This is a genomic window from Fischerella muscicola PCC 7414 (assembly GCF_000317205.1).
In the GTDB taxonomy this organism is placed as follows: domain Bacteria; phylum Cyanobacteriota; class Cyanobacteriia; order Cyanobacteriales; family Nostocaceae; genus Fischerella; species Fischerella muscicola.
This window is the reverse complement of record NZ_AJLK01000002.1, coordinates 1-15787: the sequence shown is the minus strand read 5'-3', so window position 1 is coordinate 15787 and position 15787 is coordinate 1. Positions and strand designations below refer to the sequence as shown.

Genomic DNA, 15787 nt, shown 5'->3' with positions numbered 1-15787 from the left:
CCTACTTAATCAAAGTCTGCTGGTAAATTTGGATTGCGATAATGTTGAAATAGTCTGGTGATTTGTGCTGGTGTCACACGCCCAATAGATAATTCGGGAATTTCATTTTCCGGGAAAAATCCCACTGCTTCTGTCTCAATGCTGGGTGTGGGAGAACCACCTAAAAGTTCGCACAGAAAAAATAGTTTGTAAATATAGTGGGGATATGGTGGGTGTCCTTGTCTGTCTCTGTCATAGACGGCTAGGAGTTTGACAGCGCGGGTAAGATATCCTGATTCTTCAAAAATTTCTTTGACGACTACTTCACTGGGCGAAAAACCAATGTCAGCCCACCCGCCAGGCAAAGTCCAACCACCATCAACTCGTTCTTTTACTAGTAATATACAATCGTCGCGAAATACTGCACCACGCACATCAACTTTGGGAGTAGCATATCCGACATCACGGTCAAATAGATCCAAGATATAACTAAGTTCAGCGTTAGTGTGAGTTGCCAAAATTTCGGCTGCGATCGCTTGTATTGATTGAAAGCGTTCAATATCATACGGGTTTTCCGAAAAAGTCAGCCCAGTTTGAGCGATCGCTTGTAATTTTTGTGCCCATTCTAACCATTTTGGTTTCACAAAGTTTCTCCCAGTTTGAGAAAAGGGATAAGTTTTAGCCGATCATGGCTCTCAATCGCATGATACCTTTAATCAGGATTGCTATTAGACATGGTTTAGAGGGGGCATTTCCTTTATTGGTACAATTGAATTAGCTTTGCACAACGCGCTCTCTCCAATCAACTTCATAAGATTTTTTCTCTCCTTGTATGAAACCACCCTGGGGCCGGTGAGTTCCCCGATCGCCTATCCCCTTCTGTGCTTTGCCCAAATCCGGGTCGGCAGGCCCCAAACGTAAATGAAGCCTTCTGCTGCCTTATGATCAAATTTGTCATCTGCTCCGTAAGTTGCCAAGTCAGGAGTGTACAAAGAATTTTCCGAATGGCGCCCAACGATGGTAGCGTTACCCTTAAATAACTTCACCCGAATTGTTCCAGACACTTGCTCTTGTGTTTTTTGAATAAAAGCATCTAGGGCTGCTTTCAGGGGACTGTACCACAAGCCGTTGTAAATCATTTGGCTGTAAGTTTCTTCAATACCCCGCTTGTAATGGCTAACATCTGCCGTGAGAGTCAGACTTTCTAAATCGCGATGGGCTTGAATTAAGATCACCATTGCGGGAGATTCATAGATTTCCCGTGATTTAATCCCCACCAAACGATTTTCAATCATGTCGATGCGCCCGACACCGTGATTACCTGCTACTTGGTTGAGTTGTTCGATTAATTCAATGGGCCTTTTTGTTTCACCGTTGAGGCTGGTAGGAATACCTCTAGTAAAACCAATTTCAATGTATTCTGGTTCGTTGGGAGTGTCAGCGATCGCTTTTGTCAATAAATAAATTTCTTCTGGTGGTTCCACTGTAGGATCTTCCAGAATACCCGCTTCGATACTCCGACCAAGTAAATTGCGATCAATACTGTAAGGAGAAGACTTTTTCACGGGTGCAGGAATGCCAAACTTTTCTCCGTAGGCAATAGTTTCCTCACGACTCATACCCCATTCCCGTGCAGGTGCGAGAATTTTGAGATTTGGATTAAGGGCCGCAACAGATACATCAAAACGCACCTGATCGTTACCTTTACCAGTGCAGCCGTGAGCGATCGCATCAGCACCGTATATTTCTGCTGTTTCTACCAAAACCTTAGCAATCAACGGACGGGCTAAGGCTGTTGCCAGAGGATAACGATTTTCGTAAAGCGCATTGGCTTGAATGGCAGGAAATGCATAATCTTTCACAAAAGTGTCTTTGACATCTGCCACTAATGACTCACTCGCACCTGATTTTAGGGCTTTTTCTCGGACTGGATCTAATTCATCCCCCTGGCCCAAGTCTGCTGCTAGGGCAATTACTTCTTCTACACCCCACTCATGTTTAAGGTAGGGAATGCACACCGATGTATCTACTCCGCCAGAATATGCCAGGACAACCTTTTTGGCGCGACTCATTAGCTTCTCCAGTCAAAAAACAAAGAATCGAGTCAATATTATATCCAAATAGGCCTTGCATATTTTGTTTATTTAAATATATTGGGTAGCAAATTATCCCAAAACCTATATAAAAAGTTTTCCCATCCGTCTTGAAAAGCTTTGAGCGTCGGCTTCCGACGATCAAACTTTTCGCAAAATTCAAAATCCAAAATCCAAAACCATATTACCCGCTCCGGGGTATACGCTCAATCTCCGCATATCCACTGAAAATTAATCGTTTTCCTTCGGTTTCTAAGCGATTCAGCCGCATCTTGACTCCATCCAAGTCAAAGCGATCCAAATCAACCATGTTATCCAGAATTTCTACAAGCGCCAAACTCAAGTTTTGGGAAAGTTCTCGCTGTGCTTCTGGTACTTGTTCAAGCTCAATTTCCGGATTGGTAAAAGAAATACGCCGCCGCCTTTCAATACCAACAGCTACAGTCATACCCATTGGTACGAGTTCACCGTTATTTAAATCTGCTTTTGCCAAAATTCGCAGGCGATTTTCCGGCAATAGTTCTACTTGAACATCATTGAAGGAGACTGGCTTGCCACCAGATAATGCAGTCAAAGCAGGTAGAGATTGGTTCAACAATCGCTTAGTCACTAGTTCTGCTTTAAATGCCTGGTTGATGCCATCTTCTGTCAATACAACTTGAGCGATCGCTTGTGTAGGTTGTCTCAGACGCAGTTTACCGCTTAAAACAGAGCTAAAGTCAATGGCGACAGCATCGGTTTCTATAAAAATTTCTTCAGCAGCAAAATCTCTACGGATAACCAAGCCACGACCTTTCATTGTGAAGCTATCTATGCTGCCTTGTAATAGCTTACTGGAAGGGTGACAGCGGACAAAGACTTCTACTGACTCGCTTTTGGTGAACAGGTGGCGAATTGTTTGGGTAGCAACAGTGTTGAGCATCTGTTCTCCCCAGTCTGTGCCTTTTGGATTTGTTAAACCAGTAAGTCCGCCGAACATTGGGTTGATGTCTCTAGAAGTTCTTTGTATTTTTGTAACAAATTGTGAAGAGAACAGCAACTGTCTAGTGATTGGTTGTGCTGATGGTTGTGTGTGGGATAGTCACTTTATACCTCTGGGGTGGTAGCTGGAGCAGTTTGTAGTATTAAATTTAGCGTCATTTTCATGCATTAATTATTCTGCAATTATTTATTTAAATAATCATAAATATATATTTTTTGTATAAGAAGTGATTAATTGCTAGTGTCTTCAATGTATATTTTTGCTGAAGTAATTATACCTAAAGTCAAATAAAGTTTTCAAATTTAACTAAATTCAGTTCTAATTGTTTTTATAAATTAAGAGAATCATTAAACAGTACCATTATTGGTGGAGGTGTACAAAATGTCTGGAATTGTATCAAAAAAATAGAAAATGGCTACGAATTAAAAGTAAATAAATCGCAAGATGAAAGATGTTACGGGGGCAAAAATAAAGAGGGTATAATCGAATTTATAAAACCAGCGCTAAAAGGAATAGGAAAATAATAAATTCAATATTTGATTGCTTAATTAAGCCAACTTCGTCCAGTAACCAAAATCTATTCTTTTAAACATGTAACTCCTACCAATTCGTAAGGGTTACTTTTCTGTGTGCGATCGCTAGCTAATATTAAATCAACGTGAGTTCGATAAATTTCATATAGCCCAACATCCCGACCTCAAATGAATTTGGGGCGCGGGACCAAAAACCCACTGAAAGTGGGTTGAATAACTGATTCATTTAGTCTACTTTGAGTAGACTTAGATTATTAGTCCGCAGTTTACTTGCGGGCGATTCAATTGTTTAGTCTGATAATATTTATTGAATTCACGTTAAATCAAAAAATGTTTAAGGGCAGAATAAGTCAAATATTTTTGAAACAGCATTAACATCACACTCCCCACACTCCTGATCATCTACTCTTCCTAACCAGCGAATCTCCCGACTCTAGATCAAACCAATGAATATTTTCATGTGGCAATGCTAGCGTTATCTCCTCATTACCTATACTTTGATCTGGGGGTAACAAAGCACGTACTGTCACAGCTTCTGGTTGGGAAGCAACACTGACACTCACCAAATTGTGCATTCCCAAGTTTTCTACTAAAAACACACGACCTTTAATAATGTTTGTATCTCCATCTTGAGGAATGCGGACGTGTTCTGGGCGAATTCCTAAAACTATTTGTGGTGGAACTGTGGGAATATCAGGTAAGGGAATTTGAAAACCACCTAGTATTGCATGGCGTCCCCGGCAAGGTAGGGTAAGCAAATTCATTTGTGGACTGCCCACAAAACCCGCTACAAATAAATTTACTGGATGATTGTATATGCGTGCAGGTGGATCTAGTTGCTGTACATAGCCGTTATTAAGGACTGCAACTTTGGTGGAAAGCGTCATCGCTTCTGTTTGATCGTGGGTGACATAAACCACTGGCACTTGTTGGGCAGCAAATATTTGCTTGATATCAGCGCGCACTCGTTCCCTTAATAGTGCATCTAGGTTACTTAGGGGTTCATCTAATAAATATACCTGGGCATTACGTACTAATGCTCGACCGACTGCAACCCGCTGTCTTTGTCCCCCAGATAATTGCCCAGGTTTACGCTGCAATAATTCTTCTAAGCCCAGAATTTCTGCGACCTCAGCAACTCGCTGTTTAATTTTGGCGTGTGGAACTTTTTTCAATTTCAATCCAGAGGCGAGGTTTTCGTACACCGTCATGTGGGGATAAAGAGCATAGCTTTGAAATACCATCGCCATATTGCGATCGCCTGGGCGCTTGAAGGTGATATCTTCATTCCCAAGGATAATGTGACCGCGAGTCACTTCTTCCAACCCTGCAATCATCCTCAAAGTCGTGGACTTACCACAGCCACTCGGCCCAAGCAAAGTCAGAAATTCATTATCATCTACGGTTAAACTAATGTCTTTGACTGGAACAACTTTAGGTGAGTAGGTTTTATTGAGGTTTTTTAATTCTAGAGTTGCCATGATACAGGGGATTGGGGATCGGGGATTGGGCATGAATTAGTGAACAGTTTGATTTGATAACTGATAACTGATAACTGGTTAGTTGTCCTCCTTGTCTGCAATCTCCATTAACCCTTGACTGCACCAGCCGTTAAACCTTGGACAATTTTGCGCTGGAAAAACAAAACCAGTAAAACTAAGGGAAGTGTACCAATTACAGTAGCAGCAGCAATGGGACCGTAGGGAATTTCAAAGGTTGACGCCCCGCTAAGTTGGGCGGCTGCTACAGGAATTGTTTTCATGTCTTCACGAGTAATGAAGGTCAGGGCAAAGATAAACTCATTCCAAGCAAAAATAAATGTCAGAATTCCAGTGGTCACTAAGGCTGGAATGGTCATAGGCAATAAGATTTGAATGAGCATCTGCCAAGTGTTATAACCATCTATTTTGGCAGAATCTTCTAAATCTTTTGGTAATTGTAAGAAAAAGCTACGTAACACTAAAATAGTTAACGGTAAATTAATAGCTGTATAAGGAATAATTAGTGCCAGATAATTATTACCTAAATGCAACACTTGCACTATTTCTAACAGCCCTTGGAATAATAAAATACCAGGAAACAAAGTCACAATTAAAACACTTGCCAAGATAAATTGATTACCGCGAGGGCGTAACCTGGCCAAAGCGTAGGCAGCAGGCGCACCAATGGCTAAAGCAAAAGCTGTAGAGATAAAAGATACAAAAGCACTGTTTAATATGTAACGCCAAAAAGGACGACGGCTAAATAAATTAATGTAATGATTCAGTGTTATCCGTGTAGGAAAATAAACTGTAGGCACTTGGGAAATATCCTGATTCACCTTGAAAGAGGTGAGAATTTGCCACATGATAGGTGCTAAACAGAAAATCACTACAAAAGCGATCGCCACCCAAAGTAAAATGCGTTTTCCAGAATTCTTTGTCCTAGCTTGGTGTTTGGGATTGGTAATAAATTCTTCGCGGATAGCCGTCATAAAAGTAGTTAGTAGTTAGTGGGTAGAGACGCGAGGAACATCGCGTCTCTACATTAATAGTTAGTAGTTAATAGTTAATAGTTATTTCCCACTCCTCACACTCCTCATACTCCCCCCCATCACCCCATCTCCCCATCCCCTCCTATGCTCCTGGTTTAAAATAATCGAGGAGGCGATCGCCGGAATCGGCTCGAATTAATGCCACAATAACATCAGGTAAAGCTGCCAAGCTAGGATAAACAAGATAACGGGATTGCCAAATGGGGTGAAACTTATCTTTGTAGGCGTGCAAACCCTGGAAATTATAGAATCGCTCAAGATGCTGATAAAGATAGTGTAATGTCTTCTCCAGACGTCTTGACTGTTGAGTTTCACCAACTCCTGCTAAAGCAGACAGACCCAGATTAAAACTATCGTAGCCCTGTTCCTTATAGTGTTGGAACATAGAAATAAATAAGAAATCCATTGTACCGTTTTCTATCGACTTGCGGTGTCGCATTAAGTCATTAGTGATTTCATTGAGTTGGTACTCAGATACTATATTGGCAAAAGCAATAATTTCACCGTGAGAAGACTGCACTACAGCAATTTCACACTCCTTTAGGTAAGCTTCGTCAAACCAACCTAAAGAAAAATGTTTTTCTGAACCTTGCACCATTTGCAACCACTCGTCACTGACTATTTTTAACTGGCGCAACAAGTCATCAGCAATAGGTGGTTGGTAGAATCTGACCTCATACCCTAGCTTTGTCATGCGATTTAGGGCGCTACGGAGGTTTTTACCTGCTTTTCCTTGTAAGGTAAAGCTTTTGAGGTCAACAATCGCTTCTTCTCCAATTTTTAAAGCTTGAAATCCCAAAGACATGTATAGGTCAATGTCATCAGGTAAAGTTTGGTAAAAAGCAGGATACCAATCGTTACGTTGGCAAAATTGCTGAAAGGCAATTATTGTCTCTCTGCGGTCTGCAATCGGCCCGATGGGATCTCCTAAAGCGATCGCACCCCTTCCTTTGGGAACATAAGCAATTACACTCTGATGAGAAGGACTAAAAAAGTAACTTTTATCACTTAATAAAGCAAATGCGGCTAAAGAAGAACACCCGTAATTTTTGACAATTTCTCTGGCTTTTTGTCGTTGATTAAGGGTAGTTGAATCACGTAAAAATACTGGACGCAATAGCATAATTAATGCATAAATAAAAGTACTGGCTGCAATTATGTATATAGAATTGGCAAAGAACTCACCAAATCGCGTCCTTGGTTGCAGTCCGGCATTATCTTCAGTAAAGAACATTGCTAGAGTTTGAAGTATGGCATCTCTCAAACTAAAATTCACTGAAAATTTGTTGTCTAACAAGTAAAATCCGATAGTTCCATATGCCAAAGTAAACAGTAAAGCACCAATTAATACCCGCACTCCTTTAGCAATTGAAGGACGGTCTGACTGGGCTGTAAAAACATGACGCATTATAATTAATTGCACCAGCAGTAACCCAGACAGCAGGCTTTCTTCATAATCCAGACCCTTGAGTAAATGGCTGACAATCGAAATAACCAACAAGCCAATGGTCAGTAACCAAGCAACACGTTTGCGACGCAACAAGTTAGTCGCAAGTGTTAATAAAACAAATCCAGTCAAAGCTGCAAATATGTGACCACCAGCACGAATTTCAAAAGGTAAAAATTCCTTCAATAAAAAATTCCGACCGTAGAGATTGGGTGTCACTGCTGACAGTAAGTTCACCACTGCGACCAAACCCGTAAGAAGTGCTGCACTCCACAGTCCTATTCGAGTTTTTAAGTCATTTGTCATTTGTCAATGGTCAATTGTCATTGGTTAGTGGTTAGTAGTTAGTGGTTGATGGTTGGTTGTTGATGGTTGGTGGTTAGTAGTTAGTTGTTAGTTGTTTTACTCCCCACACTTCCCACACTTCCCCTTGTCTCCCGTGTCCCCTTTGTCCTATCTCCTCATTTCCTTTTTAAACTGTTCTCCTACATAGGTAAGTGAATCTTTGAGATGCTTATGAAAATAGTTCCAACCAATATCGGGTCCAGATAAACCATGTCCTCCAGGAAAAGCATAAAACACATTTTGTATACCCAACTTGTTTAAGGTTTGGTGAAAGGTTTGAGTAGAAGCTAGTAAATCCGTATCATTTTTACCAGCATCTAAATATATACGCAGTTGCTTTCTATCTGTGGCTGATAATTGTTGCACAATTTGTTGGGGACTATTTTGTGAACCACTACTATCAGTAAAGTAACCACTGTGGCTAAATAAAATGTTGAAGTTTTTCAGATAGCGTAATCCAATATTAAATGCTCCCCATCCCCCAGAAGATATACCGCCCATCGCCCAAAATTGTGGTTCTTCCAGAGTACGATAGCGTGATTTGACAAGTTGGACTAATTCTGAACCGATCAAAGTTCCCACTTTACCATTAGGCCCGTCATAATAATCGGGGTCATATAAAGGGCTAGAACCACGATTATCATTGCCATCTGGTGTAATAACAATTGCTGGTGGTAATTTCCCACTTTGATAAAGTTTATGTAATATGTCTAAAATGGCGTATTTGTCAACATAAGCACGGGCATCATCATGACCGCCGTGTAGTAAAAAGATGACTGGATAACGTTGGCGAGGATTTTTTTCGTAGCCTGGAGGTAAAATCACGCCGTATTGTCGGAGTTTACCCATTGCTTGGCTATTAAATGTCTCTAGTTGAAACTTTAGTCCAGTATTTGTTTGTTGTTGGGGTGGATCTAGCTGTGGCGCACCCAAAATGAATACATACCAGTAGCCACCTGCTGCAAGAATTGCGATCGCGCTGATAATGCCGATTACAATCTTAGATGATTTCATTGTTTTTCGATGATTTTATGGTTTTTCATAATATTTTTAAATAGATGTAAATAAATCAAAATTAATTATAGTAAGTAAGTTGAAAATTTGCAGTTTGATTGTTCAATGGAGAGTGAATTAACCCAATTTAGAGAAAAAACTGGGTTTTCCAGATTCGACAATTTTTCACATCTCAAATCATAATTGCTTATATAAATGTGATTTAGCTTCATTACTCAGAGTATTTTGAGATTTTTATTCAATTCAACGCTCAGCAGTATGTGCTGTTTGTGCTATCCGAAATTGTTCTCCTACAAAAGTCAACGAATCTGCCAAATGTTGACGCCAGTAGTTCCACGTGTGACCGCCAGGAAACTCACGAAACATGTTATTAATTTTTAGTTGGTTTAATACTTGAGTAAACTGTTTAGCTTCTTCCATCTCTTCGATATCTGATGTGCCAGTATCCAGATAGATTCGCAATCTTTGTTGTGCTTGAGGAGGAATATTTCTGATATGGATTATCGGGCTATTTTGGGGACCGCTTTGATCTTTAAAATAGCCGCTATGACTAAATAAAATTGAAAAATTATTTACATTATGTAATCCTACATTTATTGCACCCCATCCACCGGAAGATAGTCCTCCTATTGCCCAAAAATCGGGATTGGGTAATGTGCGATAGCGCCTTTGTATAAGCTTCACCAGTTCAGACCCAATCGCAGTAGAAACATTACCATGAGGGCCATCAATATATTGGGGGTCCCAATAGGGACTAGAACCACGTTTGTCGTTACCGTCTGGTGTGATGACAATACTAGGTGGTAGTTTGCCTGTGGCATATAATTTTTGCAGGGTCATAAGTGCGTTTCCCTTTTGCTCTAACCACCAATCCTTAGGATTACCGTGTCCGCCATGAAGAAGAAAAATTACGGGATAGCGCTGGTTTGAGTTTTTTTCATAACCAAGAGGTAAAGATATGCCATAGGTGCGACTTCCTCCCATCACCTGGCTGTTGTAAGTTTCAATTTTGTATGTGAGGGGAACAGCCAAGTCACTGGCACTTGGTTGTGGTGGTAAGATAGAGAGATTTTTTACTGGTGCAACTGGCGACGGTTTGGCTTGTACGCTTTGCGAGTAATTGCAGCTGAGTAAAGTTAGGGCCGAAATCAATAGCAGAATTTGCGATCGTAAGTATTTCATCAAGCTAGTTTGAGTTTTAATAAAATTTAATTTTGTAAACTAATGTCTATCAGCAATTGAAATCATCCACTTAGCGATCGCATCATTTACCAAGTCTGCCTCTTCTGCCATCACTAAATGTCCTGCATTCGCAAAGTGTAGATGGGTACTATTAATAAAGTGTCTTGCTAAATCATCTCCCATCTGGCGTGTAAACATTGGGTCTTTGCCTGCGGTAATCACTAAAACAGGAATGTGTAAATTTTTTAGCAAAGGGTGACGGGCAAAAAAGTTATAGTCCCAAAATATTTCTAAGGCTTTGTAGGAACTGAAATCTCTAGGAACTGGATTTTCAGCAAAAAACAGTTCCATGACGTGATTACGGTAAGAGGTAGAGAAAAAATTGGTTATTTGCTGCACACCAGGCAGATAGTAAAGATACCTTCCCCCAAACGCCATAAACTTCATCAAGGGAATTTCCCACCAAGGTGCTAAGTCATGAGTACCACCAGCAATGGCAATTAGACCACTGACTGGATAGTGCTGGGTAAACTCTAAGCCAATCGGAACTCCATAACTGTGGCAGCACAGTATAGGCGAATCAATGTCAAAATAGTGCAATAATCGGTGTAAGTCACGATAATGGCGTCCTATAGAGTAGTGCTTGTAAGGACTAGATTGACCGTGTCCTGCTAAGTCGTAAGCTAGAACTTGCCAACCTTGATTCTGGACAAATTCGTATTGAGAACGGAAATTAAAGCGGTTTCCTGTACCTCCGTGAATAAAAACCACAGCAGGAGTTACACCTGGACTATGGCAGACTTGTAAATTTACCCATTGGCGTAGATGAATTGTTGAACCGTCTAAGGCATCTTCAATCATGGTCATCAGACTACTCACCTGACCACTTACTTTTCTGGTAGATATTTCTCGTAATTCAAAGCTTACGCAAATGATGTGTCAATAGCGTGTCAATGCAATGGAAAATTTGCGACTGGTTGTAAGGTAAAAGGCAGAAGATAGAAACGCTAATTTTCTTGTCTTTCTCCTCACTCTCTTTTACTTATGTCCAAAAAACCTAAACTCAACCTCAGTTCTCTATTTGGCTTGTTGCTGCTTGTGCTTTCTCTATGGGCTATTAGTAACGAACTGCGCGAGTATAACTACCATGATGTATTGAAGAATTTAGCAGCAATTCCAAAAAATCTCTTAGTTGTGAGTATCGGGTTGACGGCCCTTGGCTATTGTGCGATCGCATTCTACGATATTTTGGGGTTTAAATATATTGGCTTTTCCCTGAGTTGGAAAAAGATTGCATTGACTAACTTTATAAGTTCTGTATTTAGCAATACAATTGGCTTTGCCCTGCTAACTGGTAGTGCTATCCGTTATCGTTTTTACTCAACTTGGGGCATATCATCGTTTGCGATCGCGCAAATCATTGCTTTTGTCAATTTTACCTTCTGGTTGGGAATGTTTGCTTTAGCTGGGTTTATATTTCTTGCTAATCCTTTAACTATTCCCACTCAACTGCATTTACCTTTTGCTACCGTGCGTCCTATTGGTATCATTTTTCTGCTATTAATCATCACTTATTTATTAGGAAGTCTGTTTATTAAACAACCTTTAAGGATTCACTCTCATGAGTTTAAATTTCCTAATTTTAAAATATCTCTTGCTCAAATAGTTGTTTCTAGTTGTGACTGGGTATTTGCAGCAGCTGTTCTTTATATTCTATTGCCTGCAAATACATCTTTGTCCTATCTTGACTTTTTGGGAATCTATTTACTGGCGATGTTTGCTGGTGTTATCAGCAATGTTCCTGGAGGATTAGGAGTATTTGAAACTGTAATTTTACTGATTCTTTCTTCTCGAGTTTCGGCGGCGGCAATTTTGGGGTCATTACTGGCATATAGGGGGGTTTACTACTTTTTACCTTTTATCGTTGCAGCAGCTTTATTAGGACTATACGAACTACCTCTATTAAGATGGATTACCTTTAGGAGGTTCTTCCACCACATGATTATAAAAATAAGGATTAGACCAAATTCCAAGAAAAAGTGAGGTTAATAAAAATAGCGATCGCCCACACTTATGTAACGCTTAAAAATGAACAAAATCAATATAAATAAATACAAAAAAATGTAGCTTTTTTAGTAATTTATCGACTCATTCAGCAACTAAATAACAATATTTAGAATCTAAATTAATAAATTTTATAATTTATTAATTTATAACTTTTTTTATAACTAAAACATAATCGAACAATATCTATGGTTTAACCATTAGCTGTAAATATCTATATCTATAGATTCTGATTTGGAAAGAGATTTCCATTTGTACTGGTGAGCGATCACCTACGATGACTATTGCGATAATATTTAAAGTATAATTAAACACAATGAAAGTTAGCAAAAACCAAGAATATCTACTAGGTTTGATACTAGCAACAGGAGCAGTTGTAGCTGGTATTGCTGTTAGTAAAGACGGTAAAACTTAAAAATACAGCTTTAGGAGCGCGATCGCGTTTAGAATTTGTAACTAGCTTTTCTGGTAAAGACACACTCTTCACAAGAATTCAAGCTTCTAATATCAAAGATCCGGAACTTGGCACACCAGAAGGAAAATTCTTTTTTACAGAAGGAGAAGAAGAAGGTACAAATGATGCCTTACTTGATTCCTTGTGGTACAAATTTCCTTTAGGAGAAAATACTTCTGTGATCGCTATTGCCAATGAGGGTGATGCAGAAGATATTACTGAGACCATTAACCTTTTTGATGGAGATGGTGCATTTGGTGTTTTGTCAAGGTTTGGCACTCGCAACCCAATTTATTATCAGGTAAATGGGGCAGGAGTGGGAATCTCCCATAAATTCACTGAAGCTTTGGAACTGAGCCTAGGCTATTTAGCAGAAGATGCTAATGATCCAGAATCAGGAGATGGTTTGTTTAACGGGCCTTATGGTTTAATTGGTGCTGTGAGAACCACCTTAAGTTTCTAAATAATTTCAGCTAACCTTATAAGGTTGCATCATAATGATGATGCGATCGCCACCTATTCAGAACGTGTATCCCAACAGAAAAACTGAGAAAATCGATAGATTCTCTCAGTAACGAGGTAGAGGCTTTTGAGTAAGGTAGAGTCTAATTTGTTGGAAATCCCAATTGTGATACCAAATTTCCTTTGTGATTAACTCTGGGGATTTAGTAATTTTTCGTACAAAACCTTACCTGTAATATCGTGAATACGTACTAGTAATTGACCTTGAGAATTCACCTCTGCCAAGCCAAAGGAATGCAGGTTTGGCGGTGGTAAATTTTGAGGAAGTTGAGATGTTTCGGTTTGCGGTGCTCTTACGTATTCATACTTGGGACCAAAACTAGGATCGAGTTCATTTTGACCAAAAGCACCTGCGTGGATTGGACCAACTACAAACTCCCAGAAAGGGTTAAAGTCTTTAAATACAGCCCGTTCTGGTTCATAGGAAATAGCTGCTGCATAGTGTACATCTGCCGTAATCACAACGACATTTTTGATCCCTTCATTTTTGATAAATTGCAGCAATTGACTAAGTTGGACTTCCCGACCTAAAACTTCTGGTGAACCTTGACCCCAAGCATCGCGATCGCTCGTTGAGCCCGTGACAATAGAAAAAGGATCATCTGATGAAATGACTTTCCAAGTTGCTTGGGAAGCCTTTAAACTTTTTTTCAGCCATTCAAATTGTTCTTGTCCCAGCATCTCTATGCCATTGGGATTACTGTTCTCAGTGTTGGACCCTCTATAAGACCGCTCATCTAACAAAAACAGTTCGAGATGCTTACCATATCTATACTTGCGGTAAATCTTGTCACCACGAATCGGACTATATTCAAACAATGCTTGCTTGGCCCTTTCTGCGAGAACATCAGCAGATAGTGGTCCCCAAATACAAAACGTGATACCAGGACTTTGAATATTCACAAACAATGTCTGACCATCAGGAGAAAAACAGGCCCCAGCAAATTCACTTTCGTTGTAGGCGTTACGCGCAAACTGATAAAGTTCTCCCTTAGTGTCTACACCGACAACAAATTGTTCACCACCACCATCTTCGCAAAGGAAGAGGTCTCCAAAGGGAGCTACAGTAATGTTGTCAGGCTCATCTAGTATTTCACCACTCGGTTCAGCTTCGATGAGCAATGTAATTGTTTCTGCTTTCGGGTCATAAACCCAAACCTGACCGTTACCTCTTGTGCTATCCACAGCAGGTGGGCCACCTTGAGTAGCAACAAAATAAATTAAACCCTTAGCATACCAGGCTCCCTCACCACGGTAGAAAATTGCCGCGCCTTTAGATTGGGCTTCGTAGCGGACTCCTAATCCCTGGGCTTTGTCCTCGACGTCCGGATCAGGATTATCAATGGGAACCCACTCTACTTTTAGTGGTACACCAACAGGAACCAACCCGATAGAACCGCCACTATTAGGATTATTCGTAGTGTTGAGGGTAGGCTTATCTACAACTTTTAGAGCATAAAGCTTGCCACCTTGGACTAACTGTCCAGGTGCATTCGGTTTACCCACAGCAGGAACGAAACGATAGAAACAACTATCTCCACGGTCTTCTGTTTCGTAAATATACCCAGTTGCTGGATCTACAGCCACAGCTTCATGGCTAAAGCGTCCCATAGCTTTCAGAGGTATGGGGTCTGCCAAACCAATCTCGGCATTAGCGGGAACTTCAAAGTTATAACCATGCCGCACAACACCCACATCACCCCTGTTGAAGGTTTCTTCACAACTAATCCAGGTTCCCCAAGGTGTTGGGCCTCCAGCACAGTTGCGAATTGTTCCAGCTAAAGAAGCATAATCTCTGACCAATCGTCTCGCTGGCCCAACTACCAGGGTAGTAGTACCACCTGCATTAATCTGGTCATACTTCTTCTCGGGTGGTGCGATGACTCCACTGGTATTACCAAACTCATTCTCATCCGGGTCTAATTCGTGGTTCCGAACCAGGATAGTAGTTCCTCTGGGGCCAACAAAAGTTGCCATGCCATCATGATCACCAGGAACAGGATTACCATCACTCATGCTCTGACCAACAATTGAGATCGCAGTGTAATTAAACCCTGGAGGGAGTTCCAACAGTGGAATCCGACTGAGATCACCGATGACGGTACTGGTTAATTCTCTGTAGTTGACAGGCAGCTTAGGTTTTATAGCACCATAACCAATACCAGTTCTGGCTTGACCACGGGCAACTCTGGCATAGAAAGTTTCTAGGGGAGAAACCACTGTCACACCGGCAGCGGTTACACCAGCTAGAGATAGAAACTTACGTCGTGAGAAAGACACTTGCTCTGAACCTTGTGATTTCACTCTTTTGAGGTGAAATCTATCAATCCCTGGTTAAATTCAAGTGAAGCGATAGTTAAATAACCTACTATTTTTACATTGCGAGAATTTACATAGTTAAAAAAATTAATAAGCGACAATATGAATGAAGACCCCATGCTCTTTAGCTTCATGAATGTAACCTAATTCTCTGTAAACGATAAAATACTTAGCTGATACCCTAGTTTTGGATAGTCAAGCATGGTATACAGCAAAAGGGAAAAAGAAAAACTCTTTCCCTATCGTTTTTCCAACTTCTATATGAAGTCTGTTAAACTTCTCAAATGCTAAGTTCCAGCTATGAGTATTGCTAAATTATT

The 15787-nt window shown here is 40.4% G+C and carries 11 protein-coding genes and 2 pseudogenes; 2 read left to right on the top strand and 11 right to left on the bottom strand.

Features of this window, described 5'->3' with window-relative positions:
- Positions 1–5: 5 nt before the first annotated feature.
- The 9 genes from UYI_RS0100140 to UYI_RS0100100 all read right to left on the bottom strand — a co-directional run bounded on the left by UYI_RS0100140 (position 6) and on the right by UYI_RS0100100 (position 10975).
- Entirely contained in the window at positions 6–623 is a 618-nt protein-coding gene (locus UYI_RS0100140) for an NUDIX hydrolase (RefSeq protein WP_016864663.1), read from the bottom strand.
- 225 nt (positions 624–848) lie between these two features.
- Positions 849–2051 carry an argininosuccinate synthase gene (locus UYI_RS0100135; protein ID WP_016864662.1) on the bottom strand — a complete coding sequence of 401 codons (1203 nt, stop codon included), beginning with the start codon at positions 2049–2051 and terminating at the stop codon, positions 849–851.
- 205 nt (positions 2052–2256) lie between these two features.
- Positions 2257–3051, bottom strand: coding sequence for an LmeA family phospholipid-binding protein (locus UYI_RS0100130; protein ID WP_016864661.1), 795 nt, complete (start codon positions 3049–3051; stop codon positions 2257–2259).
- Between the two features lie 934 nt (positions 3052–3985).
- Entirely contained in the window at positions 3986–5068 is a 1083-nt protein-coding gene (locus UYI_RS0100125; RefSeq protein ID WP_026085654.1) for an ABC transporter ATP-binding protein, read from the bottom strand.
- Positions 5069–5175: 107 nt separating this feature from the next.
- A complete protein-coding gene (locus tag UYI_RS0100120) occupies positions 5176–6060 on the bottom strand; it encodes a carbohydrate ABC transporter permease (RefSeq protein WP_016864659.1) in 885 nt (294 codons plus the stop codon).
- A gap of 142 nt (positions 6061–6202) precedes the next feature.
- Positions 6203–7873, bottom strand: coding sequence for a phosphatidylglycerol lysyltransferase domain-containing protein (locus tag UYI_RS0100115; RefSeq protein WP_016864658.1), 1671 nt, complete (start codon positions 7871–7873; stop codon positions 6203–6205).
- 147 nt (positions 7874–8020) lie between these two features.
- Positions 8021–8926, bottom strand: a complete 906-nt coding sequence (locus UYI_RS0100110; RefSeq protein WP_016864657.1) for an alpha/beta hydrolase — start codon at positions 8924–8926, stop codon at positions 8021–8023.
- A gap of 243 nt (positions 8927–9169) precedes the next feature.
- The gene (locus tag UYI_RS0100105; RefSeq protein WP_016864656.1) at positions 9170–10108 is read right to left on the bottom strand and encodes an alpha/beta hydrolase; all 939 of its coding nucleotides are present in this window, start codon (positions 10106–10108) and stop codon (positions 9170–9172) included.
- Between the two features lie 39 nt (positions 10109–10147).
- The gene (locus UYI_RS0100100; RefSeq protein WP_016864655.1) at positions 10148–10975 is read right to left on the bottom strand and encodes an alpha/beta fold hydrolase; all 828 of its coding nucleotides are present in this window, start codon (positions 10973–10975) and stop codon (positions 10148–10150) included.
- Positions 10976–11152: 177 nt separating this feature from the next.
- Here UYI_RS0100100 and UYI_RS0100095 point away from each other — a divergent pair, with 177 nt between their 5' ends.
- Positions 11153–12151 (top strand): lysylphosphatidylglycerol synthase domain-containing protein, encoded by a 999-nt coding sequence (locus UYI_RS0100095; RefSeq protein WP_016864654.1) that lies wholly within the window; start codon positions 11153–11155, stop codon positions 12149–12151.
- A gap of 428 nt (positions 12152–12579) precedes the next feature.
- A pseudogene (locus tag UYI_RS0100090) lies at positions 12580–13059 on the top strand (iron uptake porin); the annotation flags it as partial.
- Between the two features lie 218 nt (positions 13060–13277).
- Here the strand turns inward: UYI_RS0100090 and UYI_RS40075 are convergent.
- Positions 13278–14018: an alkaline phosphatase D family protein gene (locus tag UYI_RS40075; protein ID WP_407636583.1), complete on the bottom strand. Its 741-nt coding sequence runs from the start codon at positions 14016–14018 to the stop codon at positions 13278–13280.
- Positions 14007–15428, bottom strand: a pseudogene (locus UYI_RS31610) (alkaline phosphatase PhoX); the annotation flags it as partial. The gene UYI_RS40075 and the pseudogene UYI_RS31610, both read right to left, overlap by 12 nt.
- Between the last annotated feature and the right edge of the window lie 359 nt (positions 15429–15787).